A 21,188-nucleotide genomic window follows, 5' to 3' on the forward strand; every position below is an offset into this window, starting at 1 on the left:
GGATGTTCCTGTGCCTTCCGAGGGAAAACCCGCCACGGAGGAGGATCGCCGGGAAGATTCCCTGCCAGTCGTCACTGGATCCACATCCAGGTTTATACCGTTCATGGATGTTCCCTGGGCTTTCGGGCGCTATCTGCCGTCGCCACACGTCGATCAACGGCCACCGGGCACCGAAATCGACCTGCTCGTCGTTCACGCCATCAGTCTCCCGCCGGGTCAGTTTGGTGGGTCCTCCGTGGACGACCTGTTTCTGGGGCGTTTGGATACCTGGAAACATCCGTATTTTGAGAGCCTTGCGGGCTTGCGGGTCTCGGCGCACTTTTTCATAGACCGCAAGGGCGTGGTAACCCAGTATGTCCCGGTGATGAAACGCGCCTGGCATGCTGGGGTCAGTCAATGGCGCAACCGCAAAGCGTGCAACAACAACTCAATCGGCGTGGAACTGGAAGGGGCGGAAGGCGTGCCGTTCGAACCACTCCAATATTTGCGCCTGGCGATCATTTTGCGCACCCTGCAACAGCGCCTGCCCTTCCTGTGTGATGAAAACGTCGCTGGCCACCAGGAAATTGCCCCGGACAGAAAATGGGATCCGGGTTCGGGCTTCGAGTGGGACCGGTTTGCCGATGTGCTGTATCGAACCGGTCCGCATCCATCCTGGCAACCGGTCTGGGAATGAATAACAAAAAATGTGCGCAAGAGATCGTCCCCAATGATTTCGCCCGCAATATTTTCCTGGAAATTCCATTTTCGATCCCTTATGCTCAAGCCAACATAGCCACCACGCCTCTCGACGATGCGTTACCACGGTGGCTTTTTTTTTGTCCTCCAGCCAAGATGGCAAAATGCTTAAGCCCTACCTCAAACAGCCCCTTTCCTTCGACGAACAAATCGACAAGCTCACCGCTGCCTACGGAACCTTTGCGCACACTGATCTGACCAATTTCAAGTCCGGATTTTATCATAAAGAGTAGCTTGAAAGCATTGAAAATGAATCAGTTAAATCCAAAGATCAATTCATTCAACATTATCGAAACACCTATCAAGGCTTTCCCTCCCTGCCAATCTGGATGGCCACCGAAATCATGAGCATGGGGAGGATTTCTCTCCTCTTCGAGTGGATGTGCAATACGGATCGTAAAGCCGTCTCCCGGCATTTCAATACCCATCACATGCGGTTTGGAGATGAACTACACGCACTGACATACGTCCGCAATATATGCGCCCATCACGGTCGATTATGGAATCGTGGGTTCGCCATCAAGCCCCACCGCAGCAGCAACGCATCGTGGCAACCTCCGATGACTCCACGGCACGACCGGCTGTTTTTTGTGTTGCTTATTCTCCGTCAACTCCTGTCTGCTATGGGAACCGGGACGCTATGGCAACAACACTGTACGAATCTCATTGCGCCGATTGCAGTTCACGAACACTGGCGCGATGCCATGGGCATGCCGGAAGGCTGGGAAGAACATCCGCTTTGGAGGTGATGTCATGACTGCCACCCCCGAAACCAGGTTCCAAAGTGGTCGCCCGCTCAGACGGTCCACGGTCACACCCCGAACACCTTCATCACCTCGTCGCCCAGGTGGTTGATGACTTTGACGGCAATGCGGCCTGATTTGGGCTTGTCGAAGGGGCGGGAGATGTCGCTGCGGAGGGATTCCCAGGCCTCCCGGTCAATCTCCGCCTTGAGGGTGGTCTGCAATGCCCTGTAGGGATCGTTGGCTCCCAGAAAATAGGCATGGCGGACGAAAAAACTTTCTTCATTGTAATCGGTGTCGATAAACCAGCAGGCGATGTCATCCGGGCCACTGGATTCCACCTCTCCAGTCTGGGGTTTGAAGAGATCCACGCCGTTGATTTTTACCCGGAGTTGGCCGTTGCCGACCTTTTGGATCTCGATGTCCGGCTCGCCGAAGATGACGAATAGGTTGCCCTTGCCGGTGTTTTTGAGGTCATTAGCCATGTGCAGGTCAGCATTCATGCTTCCAGCACTGGGCATGGAGGCATTATGCCTTGGCAAACCAGAAAGGCTCAACATGGATTCCGGGGGCGTGGCCCATAGAGCTGAATTGAGGTAACATTTGCGGTGACAGTTAACCTCTACCGGACGGGCGATCAAGGATGATTCCTCAACCAGTCGTCAAAATCCAAAACTTGGTCAGTGACGAGCAATGTTACGAGACTGTTCGAAATTTGAGATGGCCAGATGGAACACGATGTCCTTGGTGCGGGTCTGCGACGATCATCAAGAGGGGAAGGGATGAGATTCACACGGCGCGGTGCAGGTACGAGTGCAAAACTTGCCAGAAACGGTTCGATGATCTGACGGAGACAATATTTTCTGGGCATCATCAACCTCTTAAAATTTGGATTTTATGTTTATATTTCATGGGATTGAACTTATCTAACCTGCAAATTTCCAAAGAGTTGGACCTTAACCAAGACGATGTCCAGCAGATGACGACGCAACTCAGAGAAGGTGTTGAGAAAAAAAAGCCTGTGAAATTGTCCGGTCAGGTGGAGTGCGATGAAGTTTACGTTATCGCAGGTCACAAAGGTCGTCCCGACAAGGTTCTGGAAACAGGACGTAAAGGGCGTCGCAATCGGCTGAAAGGAGCGCGTGGACGCGGCACGTTGGAAAAGGAGAAGCCGCCTATTTTCGGAATGATCCAACGTTCTGGTGAAGTGGTCATCAGAATGTTGGCAAATGTGCAACAAAGACCATTGCGCCATTGATACAGTCCACGTTTTCCCTTGGAAGCATTGTTTTTACTGACGAATATTCTATTTATGATCGATTGACAGAATGGGGATATGGACACAAAACGGTTAACCATAGCCTGGGAGAATTTGCCCGTGATGAAGACGGAGATGGATTTCATGAGGTACATGTCAACACCATGGAAGGTTTTTGGTCTTTACTGCGATCCTGGCTCAGGCCACATCGAGGTATTTCGCAAGAGAAGTTGCCAATATATTTGGGATTTTTCGAATTTATTCACAACGTGAGAATGCGTGGAAAGAAGCTACTGCACTCCTTGCTGGAACTCTTGGTTCGGTAAGACCCCGGAATCCATATTGAGCCTTATTTTTTTGGGCAACTTATTTTCAAAGCATGCTTTTTTCCAGCATTACAACATAAATTATCAAAAATTGCACAAAACTATCCGGGAACAACCCCGACACTCTTTTTTCAAATCTGATTTTTGGCTCCCCGGGCCGGACTCGAACCAGCGACCCAGTGGTTAACAGCCACTTGCTCTGCCAACTGAGCTACCGGGGAACACGTCTTGCGCCTTGCGATGGTGGGCAAGGTACCGTCTTTTTCGAACCGGGTCAAGTCTCTGGTCAAACGAAACACAAAAAAACCTGGCTGGCCTTTTTTTTATGCAACGCTGAGCTTGAGGGTGACCTTGGTACCGATCCCGGTTTGGAAGCGGGCGGCGGCACTGCCCTGGTTGACGACGACCTCCATGGTGCCGAAGCCACCGGCCAGCAAACCCACCTCCCCCACTTTCAGGTCGGAGAAGGTGGCGACCTGTTCGCCACAGGGCTGGCCATCGAGCCACCCCACAACCGGGATGCCGGCAATTTCGCTGGCGGGCAACCCGGTCACGAGGTTGCCATAGCGATCCACGAGCATGACGCGGGTTTCCCACTGATTCTGGGCAGTCTGCTCCCAATCCCGCCCGACCAGACGCACCGGATCGCTGATGAGTTGCCCCAAATGCCGGGGTTCACGGCCATTGAGGAGTTGGCCGACCACGGGGGCCATGATATCGCGCCCCTGGAAGGTGGCGCTGGCCCCGGAGAAAACAGAAAGATCGACGGCATAAACCAGGGAGTCCTCGCGCAGCAGGAATGGCTCCAGGAGGCCATTGTCCGGACCGACAGCGATCATGCCGCCGGAATGCACCAGGAGAATCCGGCGCTGCCCTCCCACACCGGGATCCACGACACAGAGCCAGATGGCCGGATAGGGCATGAAGCGCATGGTCCGCCCGATCAACCATGCGCCCACCCGAATGGCAAACGGGGGGACATCATGGTAGAGGTCGATGCAACGCAGATTGGGACAGTTTCGATACAAGACACCCTTGATTTGACCAACGTAGGGATCGGTACTGCCGAAATCTGTCATCAGGACAACCGGTGCTGGACCTGCCATCTCAGTTCTCCATGAAAAAAGGGGCGGGGCTATTGCCCCACCCCTGTCTGTTGCATCGTTTTCAGAATATTGACTGGTCCAATCTTATTTTTCGGCTGTGACGGACTTCTGACTCTCTGGTGGGACGCTGGTCCGTTCAACAAGTTCGATGAGGGACATGGAAGCACAGTCACCGTAGCGATAGCGGGTTTTGAGAACCCGCGTATATCCACCTGGCCGGTTGCGATTCCGGTCGGCGATATCTGCGAAAAGTTTGTGGACCGCTTCCTGATTTTTGATCGTACTCAGGGCGACGCGCCGGGCGTGGAGGTCACCGCGTTTGCCGAGGGTGATCATGCGATCAGCGAACCTTTTGAGGACCTTGGCCTTGGTATCGGTGGTCTCGATTTTTTCATGGATGAAAAGGCTACCCAGCATATTTGAGATCAGGGATTTGCGATGAGCGGAATCCCGATTCAATTTCCGGACACATTTGCGATGTCTCATGTGTGGAACCTTCCTAGAAGTTATCTTCCTCGAATTGCCGGGAGAGGTCTTCGATATTCTCTGGCGGCCAGTTTTCCAGGGTCATCCCCAGGTGGAGGTCCATTTCTTCCAGGACTTCCTTTATTTCATTCAAGGATTTACGGCCAAAGTTGGGTGTTTTCAACATTTCCGCTTCGGTTTTTTGCACCAGGTCGCCGATGTAGACGATGTCGTCATTTTTCAGGCAGTTGGCTGACCGAACCGACAATTCGAGTTCATCCACCTTGCGGAAGAGATTGGGGTTCCAGCGCGGGCCTTTATCATCTTCCTTGCTTTCCTTGATGGGTACCTCTTCAAAATTGATGAAGGGGTTCAACTGGTTTTGCAGGATTTTCGCAGCCAGGGCCAGGGCATCTTCCGGGGAGACGACGCCATTGGTTTCGATTTCCATGACGAGTTTGTCATGGTCGGTCTGGTGCCCGACGCGGGCATTTTCGACCCGGTAGGCCACCCGTTTGACCGGGTTGAAGCTGGCATCGACGGGTATTTCGCCGATGGCGGTTGGTTCGTCGTCCCGACCCTGGGTGGCGCGGACATATCCTTTGCCGGTATTGACGGTCATTTCAATATCGAGTTTGCCACTTTTATTCAGGGTGGCAATGTGGTGACCCGGGTTCAGGATGGTGATATCGGAGCCGCACTGGATGTTGGCGGCGGTGACCACGCCTTCGGTTTCCGATTTCAGGGACATGGTTTTGGGACCGGTCCCTGACATGCTGATTGCCAGACCTTTGATATTGAGAATGATTTCAGTTACATCTTCCAGGACTCCCGAGATGCTGGAAAATTCGTGCAGCACGCCTTCGATCCGGACTGTGGTGACGGCGGCACCTTGCAGCGATGACAGGAGGACGCGCCGCAGGGCGTTTCCCAGGGTTGTTCCGAAGCCTCTTTCCAGAGGTTCGGCGATCAACGTGGCCCGCCGGGTGATATCACCATCTCCAAGGAGTTCGATGGTCCGGGGTTTTATCAGTTCTGTCCAATTCCTATGCATCTAAGCTCCCCTGAACCTTATTCAATTATTTGGAGTACAACTCAACGATCAGATTTTCGTTGATATCAGCAGGGAGGTCGCTGCGGTCTGGAACTGACCGGAAGACACCGGACAATTTTGCTGGATCCAGTTCCAGCCAGGAGGGAACACCCCGGGAGGAGGCTTTTTCCATAGCCGCCTTGATTCGCAGATGTTCCTGGCACTTGGGAGCGATGGTTATTTTATCGCCTGGTTTCACCAGCAGGGAGGGGATATCGACTTTGCGGTCGTTGACGAGGACCTGTCGATGCCGCACGATTTGCCTGGCTTCACTGCGGGAGATGGAGAATCCGAGGCGAAAGACCACGTTATCCAGGCGGCGTTCCAGGAGGGTCAGCAGATTGTTACCGGTGACACCCCGCATGTTGGCGGCTTTTTTGAACAGGTTGTGAAACTGCCGTTCCAGCAAGCCGTAGGTACGTTTGATTTTTTGTTTTTCGCGCAGGTGGATGCCGTAGTCAGAAACTTTTCGCCGTCTCTGACCATGCTGTCCGGGGATGTAACTGCGGCGCTCGATGGCGCATTTGTCGGAGAAGCATTTATCACCTTTCAGGAAAAGCTTGGTGGCTTCTCGCCGACAGATTCGGCATTTGGATCCAAGGTAACGAGCCATTTGTCAGTCGTACTCCCGAAAACAGTGTCAGTTCAGACGCGCCGACGCTTGGGCGGGCGGCACCCGTTGTGGGGGATCGGCGTCACATCTTGTACTGTGCCGATATTGAAGCCGATGGCGGCCAGGGCACGCAGGGCGGATTCGCGTCCGGAGCCTGGGCCTTTGAGGCGGACTTCGAGGTTGCGCATGCCATGTTCCATGGCTTTTTTGCCGGCGGCTTCGGCGGCCATTTGTGCGGCGAAGGGGGTTGACTTGCGTGAGCCTTTGAACCCTTGTGCGCCGGCGGAACCCCAGGCCAGCACGTTCCCGGAGGGATCGGTGATGGTGATCAGGGTATTGTTGAAGGTGGATTGGATGTGGACGACGCCGCTGGCGATATTTTTTCGTTCACGTCGCCGGACGCGCACGCCTTTTTGGACCTTGTTCATGGTCAGGCTCCTTTCTTCCCGGCGATGGGCTTACGCGGGCCTTTCCGGGTCCGGGCGTTGGTATGGGTTCTTTGACCGCGCACGGGCAAGCCACGGCGATGACGCAAACCCCGGTAGGTTCCCAGATCCATCAAGCGTTTGGTATTCATGGCGACCTGGCGACGCAGGTCCCCTTCGACCGAGTGTTTGCTGTCGATGATGTTCCGGAGCTTGGCGACATCGCCATCCGAGAGCTGATGGACTCTCGTATCTGGCGAGATTCCGGCTTCTTCAATGATTTGTCGTGATAAATGACGCCCGACCCCATAAATGTAGGTCAGGGCAATCTCTAGTCGCTTGTTGACGGGAATATTGACTCCAGCAATTCGGGCCACTTCTCAACCTCCGGGGTACGGACCTTAATCAATCAGCCTTGCTTTTGTTTGTGCTTGGGATGCTTGCTGCATATGACCCGCACCACACCTTTCCTGCGGATCACCTTGCAATCCTTGCACATGACTTTGACCGATGCGCGGACTTTCATGTTACCACTCCTGCATTGTCTTTCCGGAACTGGCGATTGCCACTCCCAGCCATTCCATCCAGGCCTCCGTCTGAATTTTTGTTCATTTGCACTCTTGGCGAAGGGTCCTGTTCGTTTACACCATCTGACCGTGATGGATCAATTGAATTATCGATTACAAGGGGCCAACCGAGAATATGGATCAATTGCGCCCTTTGATTTTGGCCTTCTTCATGAGTCCTTCGTACTGACGACTGATCAGGAAGGATTGGATCTGTGCCACGGTATCCATGGTGACCCCCACCACGATCAGCATGGACGTCCCTCCGAAGTAGAACGGAACATGATAGTTGGTAATCAGGATCTCTGGCAACAGACAGACCGCAACGACATACATGGCACCGATGAGGGTCAGCCGGGTCAGGATTTTGTCAAAGTGTTCGGCGGTGCGTTGGCCGGGACGAATCCCGGGAACAAACCCCCCATACTTGCGCAGATTGTCCGCCGTCTCTTCCGGGTTGAAGACGATGGCCGTGTAAAAAAAACAAAAAAAGATAATTGCCGCCGAGTAGAACACCATATACATCAGGTGCCCGGGTGAGAGCATGGTTGACAGGTCCTTCAGCCATTCCCAGGGGGCAAAGTTGGCGATGGTAACCGGAAAGAGGATGATGGCGCTGGCAAAAATGGGCGGAATCACCCCGGCGGTATTCACCTTGAGGGGCAGATGTGTCTGTTCACCGCCAACCATGCGCCGCCCGCTCACCTGGCGTTTGGCGTATTGGACGGATATGCGTCGTTGCGCTCGTTCCATGAAAATGATGAAGCTGGTCACCAGGATGGACATGATCACCAGGAACAGCACGAACAAGGGTTGCAAATCGCCAGTACGGGTCAGTTGCAGGGTGTTGACCATGGCCACGGGCAGATTGGCCACGATGCCGGCAAAGATGATCAGGGAGATGCCGTTGCCAATGCCGCGACTGGTGATTTGTTCGCCGACCCACATGATGAATGCGGTCCCGGCAGTCAGGGTCACCACCGTAATGAGCCGGAAATGCCAGCCGGGCTGCACCACGACATTCATGCCACCTGCCTGCATGCTCTCCATGCCGTAGGCAATGCCAAAGCCCTGGAATATGGAGAGGGCAATGGTTCCATAACGGGTATACTGGTTGATCTTGCGGCGTCCCGACTCCCCCTCTTTCTTCAGGGATTCCAGCTTGGGAACGACGGTCGTCATCAATTGCAGAATGATGGACGAGGAGATGTACGGCATGATTCCCAGGGCGAACACGGTCAGGCGCGACAAGGCACCACCGGAAAACATGTTGAACATGCCCAGCAGGGTCCCCTGTTGCTGCTTGAAAAACTCTGCCAGTGCCGCCGGATCGATGCCCGGGATTGGCACATGGGCACCAATCCGGTAGACGATCAGCATACCGAGAGTAAAAAAAAGCCTCCTGCGCAGCTCAGGAATCTTCCCAAGGTTGCCGAAACCGGCCAAAGGCGATTGCTGGGTGCTGATGGCCATGGGTTACTCAGCCGACGCCGCAGAGGTCTCCGAGTCAGCCGGATCTGCTGCGGCAACGGGTGGAAGAATCACTTCCCCGCCGGCGGCAACAACTTTTTCCACGGCCACCCGCGAGGCTTTGTCCACATGAATCTTCAAAGGCTTGTTGATTGCACCATCTCCGAGGAGCTTGATGCCATCCTTGTGGCGTTTGCACAGATTATTGGCCTGCAACAGGGCGGCAGTCACTTCGGTATGGGCTTCGAAGCGATCGAGGTCATCCAGGTTCAGGACGTTGTACTCTTTGCGGAAGGGATTGGTGAATCCGCGTTTGGGGAGCCGGCGTTGCAGGGGCATCTGGCCGCCCTCAAAGCCGACCTTGTGGTATCCTCCAGACCGCGCTCTCTGGCCTTTGATGCCACGGCCACCGGTTTTGCCATTACCACTTCCCGGACCGCGCCCCTTGCGCTTTCCTTCCTGACTGTTTCCCGGAATGCCCGGCAATTCGTTCAATTTCATCGTTCAAGTCCTCAATCGACGATCTGCACCATGTGGCTGACCAGGAATATCATGCCGCGCACGGAGGCATTATCCGGAAGTTCACGGACACGGTGCATCCGGGTCATTCCCAGGCTTTTCAGGATCCGCCGATGTTTTTCAGGACGCCCGATGTGGGAGCGCACCAATTTGATTTTCAAGGTTTTGGACATTGTATTGTCTCTTTTTGCGCGACAATTTCGCGACACTTTGTGACGCCTGCTTCAGTGACGCCTGCTCAACTCTGGCCATGGCTGCCGGCAATTTCCGGATGCGGATGCTGCCTGTCCATCGGGCTGCCTGCTTTCCTGGCCGGAGTTGTTCCAGACAGGGGGCACAGGGCAACCGGCCAAAACCGTCCGGGTCAGACCCATACCTGTTTGACGGCCATTCCCCGTTTGGCGGCCACTTCTTCGGGGGCACGAATATCCTGCAAGGCGCGGAAGGTGGCCTTGATCAGGTTATGGGGATTGGACGTTCCGGTTGATTTGGCCAGAATATCACGAATACCCAGGGCTTCGAAGATGGGACGCATGGAGCCACCGGCGATGATGCCTGTACCGTCGGCTGCCGGTCGCAGGACGACCGAGCCTGAGCCAAACTTGCCGACCATTTCGTGGTGCAGGGTGCGTCCATCGCGTATGGGGATGGTGACCATGGACTTTTTGGCCTGTTCGGTGGCTTTACGGATACTCTCGGGGACCTCTTTGGCCTTGCCGAGTCCGTAGCCCACCATGCCGTGTCCATTACCCACCACGACAATGGCGGAAAAATTGAATCGGCTCCCACCCTTGACGACCTTGGCCGTCCGTTTGATGACAACCAATTTTTCGATGAGGTCTTCGTTTTGCCAATTTTCCGCGTTTCGGCGCGCATTTGTCATGACAGCATCCACTTCTTCAAAACCGGTCCTCCAGGCTTACTCGCATCGGTGTCCGACTAGAACTCCAGACCACCTTCCCGGGCCGCATCAGCCAGAGCTTTGGTCCGGCCATGGTAGCGGAAGCCACCCCGGTCAAAGACCACCCGGGTGATATTGGCTTCCTTGGCTTTTTCGGCCAATCGACGCCCGACATGGGCAGCGGCGTTGATATTGCCGCCATATTTGATCTGCTCCCGGACTTCGCGTTCCAGGGTTGAGGCCGACACGACGGTCTCTCCCTTGCTGTCGTCGATAATCTGGGCGTAGATCTGTTTTGTACTCCGGAAAACCGAGAGGCGCAGCCTGTCACCGGTGACTTGCCGGATTTTGTAGCGCACCCGGTTTGCGCGGGTATGTTTTGTTTTTTGCCGATCCTTTGCCATGGACCGTTCCTCTCTTACTTCTTCTTACCTTCTTTGCGCAAGACCGTCTCTTCCAGATAACGGATACCTTTACCCTTATATGGTTCTGGCGGCCGGTAGTCCCGGATTTCGGCACAGGTTTGACCGAGTCTCTCCCGGTCTGCTCCTGTCAGGGTCAACAGGGTATTTTTTTCGACTTCGACGTTGACCCCTTCTGGCAGGGCATAATCGATGGGATGTGAGTATCCCAGGGTCAGCTTGAGGACCCGTCCGCTGACGGCAGCCCGGTAACCGACACCGACGATTTCCATCTTGCGGGTGAACCCTTCCGAGACGCCATGCACCATATTGTTCAGCAGGCTTCTGGTCAAGCCCCACAGGGCTTTTCCTTCACGATCATCCCGGCGGGGCGAAACCCTGATTGTACCACTCTCGACATGAATTTCCACGTCCTGATGAAAGGTTCGGGTCAATGTACCACGTTTTCCTTTGATCGACACGGTCTGGTGATCCACCTTCACATCCACTCCAGAGGGTACGGGAATGGGTTTTTTGCCAATTCTCGACATCGTTTTTCCCCGTTAAAAAACGGTACAGATCAATTCGCCACCCACGCCCATTTCCCGTGCCTGGCGGGTTGAGACCACGCCTTTGCTTGTCGAGAGAATGGAGATGCCCAGTCCACGGTTGACCCGGGGAATGTCATCCTTGCCGAAGTAGAGACGCCGCCCTGGCGTCGAGCAACGGCGAATTTTTTCAATCACCGGTCGGCTGTTGTGATATTTCAGCTTGATGCGCAGGGCTGGCCAACCATCGGCCCCGTCGAATCTTTCGACACTGGCCACATACCCTTCCGTGACCAGGATCTGGCAAATGCGTTCCTTGATCTTGGAAAAGGGGAGTTCCACCATCCCTTTGCGTATGGCCTGGGCGTTGCGAATGCGGGTCAGCATATCGCTGATTGGATCGGTCATTCCCATGAAACAACTCCGAAATGCTCCAAATGTTACCAGGATGCCTTGATGATACCGGGAATTTCTCCGCGGAGCGCCAACTGGCGCACGCAGATCCGGCACATCGTGAACTTGCGCAAGTAGCCGCGTGGACGTGAGCAACGCTGACACCGGTTATAGGTCCGCACTTTGAATTTGGGCTTGCGCTTCGCTTTCGCGATCAACGATTTTTTGGCCATGAACAGATTCCCTGACGATCAATTCCTGAAGGGCATTCTGAAGCCACGCAACAGGGCCTTTGCTTCCTGATCGGTCCTGGCGGTGGTGACGATGATGATATCCATGCCGCGCACGGCATCCACCTTGTCATAGTTGATTTCCGGAAAAATGATCTGTTCCTTGATGCCCAGGGCATAGTTGCCGCGGCCATCGAAGGAGGTTCCGGAAACGCCGCGAAAGTCGCGGACACGGGGCAAGGCGGCATTGACCAACCTGTCGAGAAACTCGTACATGCGATCCCGACGCAGGGTGACCCGGCAGCCGATGGGCATTCCTTCGCGAATCTTGAATCCGGCGATGGATTTTCTGGCCTTGGTCATGACGGCTTTTTGTCCGGAGACGGCGGTCATGTCGTCGATTGCTCCCTGAAGGTGGCTTTTATCGACTGCGGCCTCCCCTACCCCCATGTTCAGGACGATTTTTTCCAGACGCGGGACCTGCATGATGTTGGTGTATTTAAACTCCTGCATCAGGGCGGGAACGATCTCCGACACATATATATCTTTCAACCTGCTGGACATCTTCTGTTCCTCATCCCTCATCAGCTATCGAGTACATCCCCGGAGCGGCAGGCGATACGAACTTTCCGGCCATCTTCCAGGATTTTTTTACCGATGCGCACCCCTTTACCCGTATCCGGATCCACGATCATGACGTTGGAGATATGGATGGGGGCCTCTTTTTCGATGATGCCACCCTCTTTGCCGGCGGCGGGTTTGGTATGGCGCTTGACCATGTTGAGTTTGGTTACCAGGACAGCGTGAGAATCGGGCAGCATTTGCAGGATTTCACCACGCTTGCCACTTTCCTTCCCGGCGATGACGACCACCTGGTCGCCTTTCTTCAGGTTGGTCCGGAAATTTCCTTTTTTCATGGCCTGCACCTACAACACTTCTGGAGCCAGGGAGACAATTTTCATGAAGTTGCGACTCCGCAACTCACGGGTCACCGGTCCGAATATACGGGTCCCGATCGGCTCGCCCTGGGCATTGATCAGCACGGCGGCATTGGAATCGAACCGGATATAGGAGCCATCGGGGCGACCCATCTCTTTCCGGGTCCGCACGACCACGGCGCGGGCCACTTCCCCTTTTTGCACTTTGCCACGGGGCATGGCGGACTTGATCGAGACGATGATCACGTCGCCGATGCGGGCATAGCGCCGTCTGGAACCGCCGAGTACCTTGATGCACTGCACTTTCTTGGCACCGGAATTGTCGGCCACATCCATAATGGTTTGTACTTGTATCATGGGACACCTGCCGCATCGTCCGGGGTGACTTTGGCTCCGGCAACCTGCTCGATCACTTTCCAGCACTTGGTCTTGCTGATCGGACGACACTCTTCGATGCGCACCACATCGCCGATTTTACAAGCATTTTCGGCATCGTGGGCGTGATATTTCTTGTTGCGTCGGACAATTTTTCCATAGAGCGGATGCCGGATTTTCCGTTCCACCTGGACCACAACGGTTTGTTGCATTTTGTCGCTGACTACTTTTCCCTGCATCACCCGCCTGGCCATGACTCTATGACTCCTGTTCCTTGCGGACCCGCGCACCAAGAACGGTCTTGATGCGGGCGATCTCTTTGCGGACCTGGCCGATCCGTGACGTTTTTTCGAGCCGCATTGTGGCTTTCTGGAAGCGGAGGTTGAACGACTCCTGGCTCAAGGTACGGAGTTTTTCTTCCAGGGCTGCGTCCGACAGGCCGCGCAAATCGGCTGCTGTTGTTGCTGTCATCACACACCTCCGCCACGCATGACGAACTTGGTTGGTATCGCCAGTTTGGCACCGGCCAGTCCCATGGCTTCACGGGCCAGATCCTCGGTCACACCTTCCATTTCATACAGGATGCGCCCGGCCTTGACGCGGGCAATCCAGAACTCCGGGTTGCCTTTGCCTTTGCCTTGCCGCACTTCGGGCGGTTTTTTGGAGACTGGTATATCCGGAAAAATGCGAATCCAGATGCGTCCACCACGGCGGATCTTGCGGGTCATCGCCCGGCGTCCGGCCTCGATCTGCCGGGCTGTGATGCGTCCGGCGGTCATGGCTTTCAGACCGTACTGTCCGAATGCCAACTCCGCGCCTCGATAGGCCAAGCCGTGTATCCGACCTTTGAAGGCCTTGCGGAATTTCCGTTTTTTGGGTTGCAACAGCATGGGTTTCGGCCCTCAACCACTATTTCTGGTCCTTGTCGATGATCTCGCCTTTGAACACCCACACCTTGACCCCGATGATCCCGTAGGTAGTCAAGGCTTCGGAGAAGCCGAAATCAATGTCTGCCCGCAAGGTATGCAGGGGGACGCGACCTTCACGATACCATTCGGTGCGGGCGATTTCGCCGCCGCCGAGTCTGCCGGCACAATTGATGCGGATTCCCTGGGCACCGAGGCGCATGGCCGAGGTGACCGCCCGTTTCATGCCACGGCGAAACGCGACGCGCCGTACCAGTTGCTGGGCGACATTTTCCGCAATCAGTTGGGCATCCATCTCCGGTTTGCGCACTTCCACAATGTTGAGCTGCACATCGGTGCTGGCAACCTTGCGGATGTCTTCCTTCAACTTTTCAATATCGGTGCCTTTTTTCCCGATGATGATGCCGGGACGGGCCGAGTGGATATTGATGCGCGCTTTTTTGGCTGGTCTTTCAATCACGATCTTGGAGACACTGGCGTGTTCCAAGCGCTTTTTCAACCAAGCCCGCAGCTTGACGTCTTCGATGAGCAGTGCGGCATACTCTTTATCCGCATACCACCGGGTATCCCAGGTTTTGGTATTGCCCAGCCTAAACCCGGTCGGATGTACCTTTTGCCCCATTTAATCGTCCTCTCTCGTCTTGCGCCTTGCGTCAAGCCACGGTCATTCCTTGGACCCCACCGCGATGGTGATGTGGGATGTCCGTTTGAGAATCCGGCACGCCCGGCCTCGGGCACGTGGCCGAAATCTTTTCATCTTGGTTCCTTCATCCACGAAGGCACGCAGTACGTACAGTGTGTCCACATCCAGGCCAAAATTGTTCTCGGCATTGGCGATGGCGGAACCCAGGGTCGTCTTGATCGTCCTGGCCACGCGCTTCTTGGAAAAAGTCAGCAATTCAAGCGCCTTGTCCACACCGAGGCCGCGTATCTGGTCGATGACCAGGCGAACCTTGGTGGGGGATACCCGAATATTACGGGTCAGTGCTACGGCTTCGCTTCCCATGCTTCTGTCCTCGTCTTATCGGCGGCTGGTCTTTTCGCCACCGTGACCGTGGTAGGTGCGCGTGGGGGAAAACTCCCCGAGCTTGTGCCCCACCATGTTCTCCGTCACCAGAACGGGAATAAACTTCCGGCCGTTGTGAACCCCAAAGGTATACCCCACAAACTCGGGTATGATGGTCGAACGCCGCGACCAGGTTTTTATCAGTTCTTTGCGCCCATCGCCACGGAGTTTCTCCACTTTCTTCAGGAGAAAGGCATCAAAGAAGGGGCCTTTCTTGATTGACCGTCCCACAAGCCACCTCTTACCTTACGTGTTTTCCCGGTTTACCGGCGCCGCATGATCATGCGGTCGGACGGTTTACCTTTCTTCCGGGTCTTCTTACCTTTGGTCGGAAGGCCCCACGGACTTACCGGGTGACGCCCACCGGATGTCTTTCCCTCGCCACCGCCATGCGGATGGTCAACAGGATTCATGGCCACGCCACGAACCGAGGGTCGAATACCCATCCAACGTTTCCTGCCTGCCTTGCCAATCTTGATGTTGCCATGGTCCGCATTGGAGACCATGCCAACCGTACCCATGCAATCCAGGAGGACCAACCGCATCTCACCGGATGGCAACTTCAACTGTGCATACTTTCCTTCTTTGCCCATCATCTGGACGGAGCTGCCTGCCGACCGGGCCATTTGTCCGCCTTTGAAGGGTTTCATCTCCACGTTATGCAGGATCGTCCCAATCGGCATGATCCGCAAGGGCATGGCATTCCCTGGTTTGATATCCACGACGCCGGGTTTGACATCCGACAGGATGGTATCGCCGACTTCCAGCCTTTGCGGGGCCAGGATATACCTTTTTTCTCCATCCGCATACGTCAGAAGAGCAATGAACGCTGTCCGATTCGGATCATACTCAATCCGGGCAACCTTGGCAGGAATCCCATGCTTGTCCCGTTTGAAGTCAACAATCCGATAGCGTCGTTTATGCCCGCCCCCCTGGTGCCGCACGGTCAAGCGACCGTAATTGTTTCTTCCACCCCGACTCGGCAGGGGTCTCAGAAGGCTTTTTTCTGGTCCCTCCTTCGACAGCCCGGAATAATCGACGGTGATTAACTGGCGTCGCCCGGGGGAGGTGGGCTTGTAATTCCTGAGTGCCATGCGCGGCCTCCCGAATTCGGGTTATCCCTTTTCAAAGAAATCGATGGACTGGCCCTCGACCAGACGGACGACAGCCTTTTTCCAATCTTTCCGGCGACCCACGGTCTTGCCGAAGCGCTTCTCTTTTCCACCCATGTTCAAAGTCTGAACTTCAAGGACTTTCACCTTGAACAGCGTCTCGACGGCGGCTTTGATCTGCGGCTTGTTGGCCCAGGTTGCGACTTTGAACACCACCTGGTTGCCTCTTGCCATGACCATCGTCGATTTTTCAGTCACCACGGGAGCCTGCAAGACCCCAAACAAGGTCAATGCGTCGCTCATGCCAGCCTCTCCTCAAGCTTGTCCAGCGCGGCTTCGGTGATGATCACTTTTTCATGCCGCAACAGATCGTAGACGTTGACTCCCTCCACCCGGATGACCGATATCCCGGGCAGATTGCGCGCCGATACCTGCACCTGCACATCTTCGGCAGGAATGACGATCAGGGCCGAGCGTTCCGCACCTAGGTTGCTCAGAATGGTGCGCATGGCCTTTGTCTTGATTTCGGCCATTTCCAACTTGTCCAACAGGATCAGGTCGCCATCGATCCGTTTGACGGAAAGAGCTGTCTGCAAGGCCAGCCGCCGGACTTTCTTGGGCAAACTGGTTGCGTAGCTCCGCGGATGCGGTCCGAAGACCACGCCTCCTGTCCGAAACTGGGGGGCACGAATGGTCCCCTGGCGGGCATTCCCGGTCCCTTTTTGCCGGTAGGGTTTTCTGCCGCCCCCCCGGACATCGGAGCGGGTCTTGGTCGATGCACAACCCGAGCGCCGTTTGGCGAGTTGATATTGCACCATACGCGCCAGGAGGTCTTCACGCACCGGCCTGCCGAAGGTTTCATCCTTCAAGGCGATTTGGCGCAAATCCTGGTTGTTGGCATCTTTGAGCGGATGTTCAATCATGGCTAGGTCCTTCAGCTCTGGTCACCTTTTTTGACGGCGTCCCGGACCAGGACCACCGAACCTTCCGCGCCGGGAACACTGCCAAAAACAATCAGCAGATTTTTCTCGGCATCCACAGCCGTCACGCGCAGGCTTTGGGCTGTCACATTTCTGTCTCCCATGTGGCCGGCCATTTTCTTGCCCGGCGGGACACGCCCGGGGGTTTGGCGTTGGCCGATGGAACCGGGAGAGCGATGCACCTTGTGTGCGCCGTGTGATGCCTTGCCGCCTTTGAAACCCCAGCGTTTCATCACGCCGGCATAACCCTTGCCGATGCTGCGTCCGGTCACATCCACCAACTGTCCGACCTTGAACAGCTCGACCGAGAGCTTCTGTCCGACCTCGTACTGATCCGGATTGTCTACCCGAAACTCTTTCAGCACCCGTTGCGGGGGAATGTTCACTTTGGCGAAGTAGCCTTTTTCCGGCTTGTTCACCCGGCTGGGTTTTTTCTCTTCGAAGCCGACCTGAATGGCACTGTAACCATCCTTGTCCTGGCTCCGTTTGGCCACCACCGGACACGGCCCCAACTGCAACACGGTCACGGGTAGCCGTTCACCTTGTTCGGAAAAGGTCTGGGTCATTCCCAGCTTCCGGCCGATCAGTCCTGCGCGCATCCCCAAATCCTTCCTTCAAAAACCTTCTTTCAATCCCAATACGGCCCGTGACTCAAAAGCCCATCCAGGCACATCAGAGCTTGATTTCCACATTCACGCCGGCGGCCAGATCGAGCTTCATCAGGGCATCGACGGTCTGAGGCGTCGGATTGACGATATCGATCAATCTCTTATGCGTCCGGATCTCAAACTGCTCCCGGGACTTTTTGTCCACATGCGGCGACCGCAGCACGGTATACCGGTTGATTTTGGTGGGCAGGGGTATTGGCCCACGAATCTCGGCCCCGGTACGCCGGGCTGTTTGTACGATTTCACCGGTAGACTGGTCAAGTATACGATGATCGAATGCTTTCAACCGAATACGGATCTTCTGGTTTTCCATCCAAATTCACTCCGCCTGGCAGCCCCGTGGTTTGGCCTTGTGGCTTCCCGCCGTGGACCAACCGAACGTTTATTGCTTCTTCGCTGTCGCCAAGACACGCCGCGCTGCCTGTTGCCAGACCGGTAAGCGCATCATAAACCACAATTATTTCTGTCTCATACTCCCGAACACACCGGCCTTGCCGACCCCCTGACCCGGAGTCGGACCGCCGCATATCCAGGCTTCCGCACCTGCTGATTCGCTGTCAACCCTTCACTTTGGCAATAATCTCTTGTGCGACGTTTTCCGGTACCTGTTCATAATGATCAAACTGCATGGTGAAGGTGGCGCGCCCCTGGGACATGGAGCGAATGTCGGTCGCATAACCAAACATGCCCGCCAGAGGTGCCATGGCCTTGACAATCTGCGCACCACCGACGGAATCCATACCCTGGATCTGCCCGCGCCGTGAATTGAGGTCGCCGATGATGTCGCCCATGTACTCTTCCGGCATTTCAACCTCAACAGACATCACCGGCTCCAGAAGAACGGGCTTGGCTTTCTCGCACCCGGACTTGAAGCCCATGGATGCCGCCACCTTGAAGGCCATTTCCGAAGAGTCCACTTCGTGGTACGACCCATCATACAGGGCCACACGAAGGTCCACCACAGGATAACCGGCCAGGACACCACTGCGCATGGCTTCTTCGATTCCTTTCTGGACCGCAGAGATGTACTCTCTGGGGACCACGCCACCCCGGATTTCATCGATAAATTCGAAACCGGCACCCGGTTCATTGGGTTCCAGCCGCAGCCAGACATGGCCGAACTGGCCACGACCACCGCTCTGACGGATGAACCGCCCTTCGCTTTCGACGGTTTTGGTCAAGGTTTCCCGGTAAGCCACCTGCGGCTTGCCGACATTGGCATCCACCTTGAACTCGCGCTGCATGCGATCCACCAGAATTTCCAGGTGGAGCTCGCCCATCCCGGAGATGATCGTCTGGTTCGTTTCGTGGTCCACTTCCACTTTGAAGGACGGATCTTCCTGCGCGAGGCGTCCCAGGGCAATGCCCATCTTTTCCTGGTCAGCCTTGGTTTTCGGCTCGATGGCAATGGAGATCACCGGCTCCGGGAAGACCATCCGTTCCAGGACCACCGGTTTGTTGCTGTCACAAAGTGTATCACCCGTTGTGGTATACTTCAAACCAACGGCGGCTGCAATGTCTCCCGCACGCACTTCGCTGATATCTTCGCGTTTGTTGGCGTGCATGAGGAGAATCCGCCCGATCCGTTCCTTTTTGTCCTTGACGGAGTTGAGGACGTAGGAGCCGGAACCCAGGGTTCCCGAGTAGACCCGGAAAAAGGTCAGCGTCCCCACGAACGGGTCAGACATGATCTTGAAGGCCAGGGCTGAAAACGGTTCCGCATCATCGGGTTTGCGGACGATGACATCTTCGGAGTCCATTTTCTGCCCTTTGACTTCGACGGTGTCAATGGGCGACGGAAAGTAATTGACCACGGAGTCCAACAAAGGTTGAACACCTTTATTCTTGAAGGCAGCACCACAAAGGATGGGCACAAAGCTGTTGGCGATGACCCCTTTCCGGATGCATGCGACCAAGTCTTCCTGGGCAATCTCTTCACCCTCAAGATATTTCTCCATGAGGGCATCATCCTGTTCCAGGGCTGTTTCCAGCAACTGGAGCCGGGCCTCTTCCACCTCATCGGCCATGTCTGCGGGAATTTCCCCGACGACAAACTTGGCTCCGAGGGACTCATCATCGAACAGCATGGCTTCGCGGCTGACCAGATCCACCATGCCCCGGAAATTTTCTTCGACGCCGATGGGGAGTTGCAGGGGAAGGGCGACCGCGCCGAGGCGATCCCGGATCATTTGCACGACCCGTTTGAAGTCGGCACCCATGCGGTCCATTTTGTTGATGAAGGCAACCCGGGGAACCTTGTACCGGTTGGCTTGTCTCCAGACGGTTTCGGATTGGGGCTGAACGCCGCCGACGGCGCAAAAGACAGCCACGGCACCATCCAGGACCCGCAGGGAGCGTTCCACTTCAATTGTGAAATCCACATGCCCGGGCGTATCGATGATATTGATACGATTGTCTTTCCAAAAGCAGGTGGTCGCAGCCGAGGTGATCGTGATGCCTCTTTCCTGTTCCTGCTCCATCCAGTCCATGGTTGCGGTGCCTTCATGCACCTCACCCAGCTTATGGGAGCGTCCAGTATAATAGAGGATACGTTCCGTCACTGTCGTCTTACCGGCATCGATATGAGCCATGATGCCGATATTTCGCACCCGCGCAAGTGGTATTTCCCTCGCCACTGCCTACCCCTGTCAAAGAACAAAATTTGAGGATGCGTCAGGCATCCCTCTCCAGATATACCGTTATCACCAGCGATAGTGGGCGAACACTTTGTTCGCTTCCGCCATGCGATGGGTATCATCCCGTTTTTTTACTGTGGCACCGCGGCCGGCAGCCGCTTCGATCAATTCGGCGGCCAAGCGTTCCCGCATGGTCTTTTCACCCCGTTTCCGGGCAAAGCTGACCAGCCAGCGGATGGCCAGGGTTTGACGACGGCTGGGACGCACTTCCACCGGCACCTGATAGGTGGCACCGCCCACCCGCCTTGACCGAACTTCAACGGCCGGGCGGGCATTGTCTACTGCATCCTTGAAAATTTTCAAGGGATCTTCTTTGGCCCGGTCGCCGACAATGGCCAAGGCACCGTAGAAAAGACGCTCCGCAAGGGACTTCTTCCCATCTCGCATGAGACAGTTCATGAACTTGGTCACCAGCTTATCCCCATAAACAGGGTCTGGTACGATTTCCCTTTTTGGAACTTCACGACGCCTGGACATCCAGTTGACTCCCCTGCTGTTGGCCTGATCCGGTTCTTTATCATTCTATCATCAGTTGCCTGCTGCCTGCACGCACCTGATTCAAAAAAACCGTTTTTTTTCCGTCTGTCTCGTAAGCAACCCGCTCTGGACATGACCCGACTTCAGTGTGTCAC

The 21,188-nt window shown here is 55.4% G+C and carries 33 protein-coding genes, 1 tRNA gene and 2 pseudogenes; 3 read left to right on the forward strand and 33 right to left on the reverse strand.

Translation table 11 applies throughout. The features are described from left to right. Positions 1-103: 103 nt before the first annotated feature. Positions 104-676 carry a 1,6-anhydro-N-acetylmuramyl-L-alanine amidase AmpD gene (gene ampD, locus HQL65_00570; GenBank protein ID MBF0134709.1) on the forward strand — a complete coding sequence of 191 codons (573 nt, stop codon included), beginning with the start codon at positions 104-106 and terminating at the stop codon, positions 674-676. Positions 677-980: 304 nt separating this feature from the next. Next, positions 981-1,487, forward strand: a complete 507-nt coding sequence (locus tag HQL65_00575) for an Abi family protein (protein MBF0134710.1) — start codon at positions 981-983, stop codon at positions 1,485-1,487. 62 nt (positions 1,488-1,549) lie between these two features. On the opposite strand, the pseudogene HQL65_00580 reads toward HQL65_00575, so the two are convergent. Next, a pseudogene (locus HQL65_00580) lies at positions 1,550-1,984 on the reverse strand (site-specific DNA-methyltransferase). 140 nt (positions 1,985-2,124) lie between these two features. Between HQL65_00580 and HQL65_00585 the strand changes: the two are divergent. Further along, positions 2,125-3,065: pseudogene (locus HQL65_00585) on the forward strand (IS1595 family transposase). Between the two features lie 145 nt (positions 3,066-3,210). Here the strand turns inward: HQL65_00585 and HQL65_00590 are convergent. From HQL65_00590 to rpsG, 32 genes are all read right to left on the reverse strand, one after another. After that, positions 3,211-3,286: transfer RNA gene (locus HQL65_00590), tRNA-Asn, on the reverse strand. Positions 3,287-3,388: 102 nt separating this feature from the next. Beyond that, entirely contained in the window at positions 3,389-4,171 is a 783-nt protein-coding gene (locus tag HQL65_00595; GenBank protein MBF0134711.1) for an SAM-dependent chlorinase/fluorinase, read from the reverse strand. Between the two features lie 84 nt (positions 4,172-4,255). Continuing rightward, positions 4,256-4,657 carry a 50S ribosomal protein L17 gene (gene rplQ / locus HQL65_00600; protein ID MBF0134712.1) on the reverse strand — a complete coding sequence of 134 codons (402 nt, stop codon included), beginning with the start codon at positions 4,655-4,657 and terminating at the stop codon, positions 4,256-4,258. 13 nt (positions 4,658-4,670) lie between these two features. Further along, positions 4,671-5,690 carry a DNA-directed RNA polymerase subunit alpha gene (locus HQL65_00605; protein MBF0134713.1) on the reverse strand — a complete coding sequence of 340 codons (1,020 nt, stop codon included), beginning with the start codon at positions 5,688-5,690 and terminating at the stop codon, positions 4,671-4,673. Positions 5,691-5,715: 25 nt separating this feature from the next. After that, positions 5,716-6,342 (reverse strand): 30S ribosomal protein S4, encoded by a 627-nt coding sequence (gene rpsD, locus HQL65_00610; protein ID MBF0134714.1) that lies wholly within the window; start codon positions 6,340-6,342, stop codon positions 5,716-5,718. 32 nt (positions 6,343-6,374) lie between these two features. Further along, complete coding sequence (rpsK, locus tag HQL65_00615) at positions 6,375-6,770, reverse strand: 30S ribosomal protein S11 (GenBank protein MBF0134715.1); 396 nt, start codon at positions 6,768-6,770, stop codon at positions 6,375-6,377. A 2-nt stretch (positions 6,771-6,772) separates the two neighbouring features. Beyond that, complete coding sequence (gene rpsM, locus HQL65_00620; protein MBF0134716.1) at positions 6,773-7,144, reverse strand: 30S ribosomal protein S13; 372 nt, start codon at positions 7,142-7,144, stop codon at positions 6,773-6,775. Between the two features lie 32 nt (positions 7,145-7,176). Then, positions 7,177-7,293 carry a 50S ribosomal protein L36 gene (gene rpmJ / locus HQL65_00625; GenBank protein ID MBF0134717.1) on the reverse strand — a complete coding sequence of 39 codons (117 nt, stop codon included), beginning with the start codon at positions 7,291-7,293 and terminating at the stop codon, positions 7,177-7,179. Positions 7,294-7,474: 181 nt separating this feature from the next. Next, positions 7,475-8,806: a preprotein translocase subunit SecY gene (gene secY / locus HQL65_00630; GenBank protein ID MBF0134718.1), complete on the reverse strand. Its 1,332-nt coding sequence runs from the start codon at positions 8,804-8,806 to the stop codon at positions 7,475-7,477. 3 nt (positions 8,807-8,809) lie between these two features. After that, on the reverse strand, positions 8,810-9,304 hold the full coding sequence (rplO, locus tag HQL65_00635; GenBank protein MBF0134719.1) for a 50S ribosomal protein L15: 495 nt from the start codon (positions 9,302-9,304) through the stop codon (positions 8,810-8,812). An 11-nt stretch (positions 9,305-9,315) separates the two neighbouring features. Beyond that, entirely contained in the window at positions 9,316-9,495 is a 180-nt protein-coding gene (gene rpmD / locus HQL65_00640; GenBank protein ID MBF0134720.1) for a 50S ribosomal protein L30, read from the reverse strand. Between the two features lie 191 nt (positions 9,496-9,686). Then, on the reverse strand, positions 9,687-10,205 hold the full coding sequence (gene rpsE / locus HQL65_00645; GenBank protein ID MBF0134721.1) for a 30S ribosomal protein S5: 519 nt from the start codon (positions 10,203-10,205) through the stop codon (positions 9,687-9,689). A gap of 56 nt (positions 10,206-10,261) precedes the next feature. After that, a complete protein-coding gene (rplR, locus tag HQL65_00650; GenBank protein MBF0134722.1) occupies positions 10,262-10,627 on the reverse strand; it encodes a 50S ribosomal protein L18 in 366 nt (121 codons plus the stop codon). A 14-nt stretch (positions 10,628-10,641) separates the two neighbouring features. Then, positions 10,642-11,175 (reverse strand): 50S ribosomal protein L6, encoded by a 534-nt coding sequence (gene rplF / locus HQL65_00655; protein ID MBF0134723.1) that lies wholly within the window; start codon positions 11,173-11,175, stop codon positions 10,642-10,644. 12 nt (positions 11,176-11,187) lie between these two features. Beyond that, positions 11,188-11,580: a 30S ribosomal protein S8 gene (gene rpsH, locus HQL65_00660; GenBank protein MBF0134724.1), complete on the reverse strand. Its 393-nt coding sequence runs from the start codon at positions 11,578-11,580 to the stop codon at positions 11,188-11,190. Between the two features lie 32 nt (positions 11,581-11,612). Further along, positions 11,613-11,798: a type Z 30S ribosomal protein S14 gene (locus HQL65_00665; GenBank protein MBF0134725.1), complete on the reverse strand. Its 186-nt coding sequence runs from the start codon at positions 11,796-11,798 to the stop codon at positions 11,613-11,615. Between the two features lie 18 nt (positions 11,799-11,816). Further along, positions 11,817-12,359, reverse strand: a complete 543-nt coding sequence (gene rplE, locus HQL65_00670) for a 50S ribosomal protein L5 (protein ID MBF0134726.1) — start codon at positions 12,357-12,359, stop codon at positions 11,817-11,819. 20 nt (positions 12,360-12,379) lie between these two features. Then, positions 12,380-12,712, reverse strand: a complete 333-nt coding sequence (gene rplX, locus HQL65_00675; GenBank protein MBF0134727.1) for a 50S ribosomal protein L24 — start codon at positions 12,710-12,712, stop codon at positions 12,380-12,382. Between the two features lie 9 nt (positions 12,713-12,721). Next, on the reverse strand, positions 12,722-13,090 hold the full coding sequence (gene rplN / locus HQL65_00680) for a 50S ribosomal protein L14 (protein MBF0134728.1): 369 nt from the start codon (positions 13,088-13,090) through the stop codon (positions 12,722-12,724). Continuing rightward, on the reverse strand, positions 13,087-13,362 hold the full coding sequence (rpsQ, locus tag HQL65_00685; GenBank protein ID MBF0134729.1) for a 30S ribosomal protein S17: 276 nt from the start codon (positions 13,360-13,362) through the stop codon (positions 13,087-13,089). Before rpsQ ends, rplN begins: the two co-directional genes overlap by 4 nt. A gap of 4 nt (positions 13,363-13,366) precedes the next feature. Continuing rightward, complete coding sequence (gene rpmC, locus HQL65_00690) at positions 13,367-13,579, reverse strand: 50S ribosomal protein L29 (GenBank protein MBF0134730.1); 213 nt, start codon at positions 13,577-13,579, stop codon at positions 13,367-13,369. Further along, positions 13,579-13,995, reverse strand: a complete 417-nt coding sequence (rplP, locus tag HQL65_00695) for a 50S ribosomal protein L16 (protein MBF0134731.1) — start codon at positions 13,993-13,995, stop codon at positions 13,579-13,581. The genes rpmC and rplP overlap by 1 nt, the downstream gene beginning before the upstream one ends. A gap of 22 nt (positions 13,996-14,017) precedes the next feature. After that, positions 14,018-14,656 carry a 30S ribosomal protein S3 gene (rpsC, locus tag HQL65_00700; GenBank protein ID MBF0134732.1) on the reverse strand — a complete coding sequence of 213 codons (639 nt, stop codon included), beginning with the start codon at positions 14,654-14,656 and terminating at the stop codon, positions 14,018-14,020. A gap of 42 nt (positions 14,657-14,698) precedes the next feature. Next, positions 14,699-15,040, reverse strand: a complete 342-nt coding sequence (rplV, locus tag HQL65_00705; protein MBF0134733.1) for a 50S ribosomal protein L22 — start codon at positions 15,038-15,040, stop codon at positions 14,699-14,701. Between the two features lie 15 nt (positions 15,041-15,055). Then, a complete protein-coding gene (gene rpsS / locus HQL65_00710; GenBank protein MBF0134734.1) occupies positions 15,056-15,331 on the reverse strand; it encodes a 30S ribosomal protein S19 in 276 nt (91 codons plus the stop codon). Positions 15,332-15,363: 32 nt separating this feature from the next. Then, positions 15,364-16,194, reverse strand: coding sequence for a 50S ribosomal protein L2 (gene rplB / locus HQL65_00715; GenBank protein ID MBF0134735.1), 831 nt, complete (start codon positions 16,192-16,194; stop codon positions 15,364-15,366). Between the two features lie 21 nt (positions 16,195-16,215). Next, positions 16,216-16,515 (reverse strand): 50S ribosomal protein L23, encoded by a 300-nt coding sequence (rplW, locus tag HQL65_00720; protein ID MBF0134736.1) that lies wholly within the window; start codon positions 16,513-16,515, stop codon positions 16,216-16,218. Continuing rightward, positions 16,512-17,135, reverse strand: a complete 624-nt coding sequence (gene rplD / locus HQL65_00725) for a 50S ribosomal protein L4 (protein ID MBF0134737.1) — start codon at positions 17,133-17,135, stop codon at positions 16,512-16,514. Before rplD ends, rplW begins: the two co-directional genes overlap by 4 nt. 11 nt (positions 17,136-17,146) lie before the next feature. After that, the gene (gene rplC, locus HQL65_00730) at positions 17,147-17,791 is read right to left on the reverse strand and encodes a 50S ribosomal protein L3 (protein ID MBF0134738.1); all 645 of its coding nucleotides are present in this window, start codon (positions 17,789-17,791) and stop codon (positions 17,147-17,149) included. Between the two features lie 73 nt (positions 17,792-17,864). Beyond that, positions 17,865-18,173, reverse strand: a complete 309-nt coding sequence (rpsJ, locus tag HQL65_00735) for a 30S ribosomal protein S10 (GenBank protein MBF0134739.1) — start codon at positions 18,171-18,173, stop codon at positions 17,865-17,867. A 244-nt stretch (positions 18,174-18,417) separates the two neighbouring features. Continuing rightward, positions 18,418-20,496: an elongation factor G gene (gene fusA, locus HQL65_00740; protein MBF0134740.1), complete on the reverse strand. Its 2,079-nt coding sequence runs from the start codon at positions 20,494-20,496 to the stop codon at positions 18,418-18,420. A 66-nt stretch (positions 20,497-20,562) separates the two neighbouring features. Beyond that, a complete protein-coding gene (rpsG, locus tag HQL65_00745; GenBank protein MBF0134741.1) occupies positions 20,563-21,033 on the reverse strand; it encodes a 30S ribosomal protein S7 in 471 nt (156 codons plus the stop codon). Positions 21,034-21,188 lie beyond the last annotated feature (155 nt).

Source organism: Magnetococcales bacterium (assembly GCA_015228935.1).
Taxonomy (GTDB): Bacteria; Pseudomonadota; Magnetococcia; order Magnetococcales; family DC0425bin3; genus HA3dbin3.

Coding starts and splice junctions, on each gene's coding strand:
- rpsJ (MBF0134739.1), bottom strand. CDS start 18,173: ATGGAAAACCAGAAGATCCGTATTCGGTTGAAAGCATTCGATCATCGT.
- rpsD (MBF0134714.1), bottom strand. CDS start 6,342: ATGGCTCGTTACCTTGGATCCAAATGCCGAATCTGTCGGCGAGAAGCC.
- ampD (MBF0134709.1), top strand. CDS start 104: ATGGATGTTCCCTGGGCTTTCGGGCGCTATCTGCCGTCGCCACACGTC.
- HQL65_00665 (MBF0134725.1), bottom strand. CDS start 11,798: ATGGCCAAAAAATCGTTGATCGCGAAAGCGAAGCGCAAGCCCAAATTC.
- rplV (MBF0134733.1), bottom strand. CDS start 15,040: ATGGGAAGCGAAGCCGTAGCACTGACCCGTAATATTCGGGTATCCCCC.
- rplF (MBF0134723.1), bottom strand. CDS start 11,175: ATGTCGAGAATTGGCAAAAAACCCATTCCCGTACCCTCTGGAGTGGAT.
- rplX (MBF0134727.1), bottom strand. CDS start 12,712: ATGAAAAAAGGAAATTTCCGGACCAACCTGAAGAAAGGCGACCAGGTG.
- HQL65_00605 (MBF0134713.1), bottom strand. CDS start 5,690: ATGCATAGGAATTGGACAGAACTGATAAAACCCCGGACCATCGAACTC.
- rplN (MBF0134728.1), bottom strand. CDS start 13,090: ATGATACAAGTACAAACCATTATGGATGTGGCCGACAATTCCGGTGCC.
- rplQ (MBF0134712.1), bottom strand. CDS start 4,657: ATGAGACATCGCAAATGTGTCCGGAAATTGAATCGGGATTCCGCTCAT.
- rpmD (MBF0134720.1), bottom strand. CDS start 9,495: ATGTCCAAAACCTTGAAAATCAAATTGGTGCGCTCCCACATCGGGCGT.
- rplB (MBF0134735.1), bottom strand. CDS start 16,194: ATGGCACTCAGGAATTACAAGCCCACCTCCCCCGGGCGACGCCAGTTA.
- secY (MBF0134718.1), bottom strand. CDS start 8,806: ATGGCCATCAGCACCCAGCAATCGCCTTTGGCCGGTTTCGGCAACCTT.
- rpmC (MBF0134730.1), bottom strand. CDS start 13,579: ATGACAGCAACAACAGCAGCCGATTTGCGCGGCCTGTCGGACGCAGCC.
- rplC (MBF0134738.1), bottom strand. CDS start 17,791: ATGCGCGCAGGACTGATCGGCCGGAAGCTGGGAATGACCCAGACCTTT.
- rpsC (MBF0134732.1), bottom strand. CDS start 14,656: ATGGGGCAAAAGGTACATCCGACCGGGTTTAGGCTGGGCAATACCAAA.
- rpsG (MBF0134741.1), bottom strand. CDS start 21,033: ATGTCCAGGCGTCGTGAAGTTCCAAAAAGGGAAATCGTACCAGACCCT.
- rpsQ (MBF0134729.1), bottom strand. CDS start 13,362: ATGGCCAGGCGGGTGATGCAGGGAAAAGTAGTCAGCGACAAAATGCAA.
- rpsE (MBF0134721.1), bottom strand. CDS start 10,205: ATGACAAATGCGCGCCGAAACGCGGAAAATTGGCAAAACGAAGACCTC.
- rplO (MBF0134719.1), bottom strand. CDS start 9,304: ATGAAATTGAACGAATTGCCGGGCATTCCGGGAAACAGTCAGGAAGGA.
- rplW (MBF0134736.1), bottom strand. CDS start 16,515: ATGAGCGACGCATTGACCTTGTTTGGGGTCTTGCAGGCTCCCGTGGTG.
- rplD (MBF0134737.1), bottom strand. CDS start 17,135: ATGATTGAACATCCGCTCAAAGATGCCAACAACCAGGATTTGCGCCAA.
- rplE (MBF0134726.1), bottom strand. CDS start 12,359: ATGTCCAGCAGGTTGAAAGATATATATGTGTCGGAGATCGTTCCCGCC.
- rpmJ (MBF0134717.1), bottom strand. CDS start 7,293: ATGAAAGTCCGCGCATCGGTCAAAGTCATGTGCAAGGATTGCAAGGTG.
- HQL65_00595 (MBF0134711.1), bottom strand. CDS start 4,171: ATGGCAGGTCCAGCACCGGTTGTCCTGATGACAGATTTCGGCAGTACC.
- rplR (MBF0134722.1), bottom strand. CDS start 10,627: ATGGCAAAGGATCGGCAAAAAACAAAACATACCCGCGCAAACCGGGTG.
- rpsK (MBF0134715.1), bottom strand. CDS start 6,770: ATGAACAAGGTCCAAAAAGGCGTGCGCGTCCGGCGACGTGAACGAAAA.
- rpsH (MBF0134724.1), bottom strand. CDS start 11,580: ATGACCGATCCAATCAGCGATATGCTGACCCGCATTCGCAACGCCCAG.